This is a genomic window from Bacillus pretiosus (assembly GCF_051294775.1).
Lineage (GTDB): Bacteria > Bacillota > Bacilli > Bacillales > Bacillaceae_G > Bacillus_A > Bacillus_A wiedmannii.
This window is the reverse complement of the sequence record NZ_JBPPHF010000411.1, coordinates 1-290: the sequence shown is the minus strand read 5'-3', so window position 1 is coordinate 290 and position 290 is coordinate 1. Positions and strand designations below refer to the sequence as shown.

Here is a 290-nt window from a genome sequence, read left to right as displayed (position 1 = left end):
ATAAATGCAGAAATCCCACTTTTTCCTGCCTCTGGATTTGTAGAAGCGAATACAATGTATGTACTTGCTTCACCGCCATTTGTAATAAATACTTTCGATCCATTACTAATGTAGTGATCGCCTTTCTTTACAGCTCTTGATTTCAAACTCCCTGCATCTGATCCTGCATTTGGTTCTGTTAATGCAAATGCACCTAAAAATTCACCAGTCGCAAGTTTAGAAACATATTTCTGTTTCTGTTCTTCTGTTCCAAAATATAAAATCGGGTTCATTCCAACTGACGTATGTAC

Annotated in this window: 1 protein-coding gene; it reads right to left on the bottom strand. The window is 36.9% G+C overall.

Annotated features, from left to right (window positions below; all coding sequences use genetic code 11):
- A partial coding sequence (locus ACSG5Z_RS31495) for an acyl-CoA dehydrogenase family protein (protein WP_435712917.1) occupies positions 1-290 on the bottom strand: 290 nt, incomplete at both ends.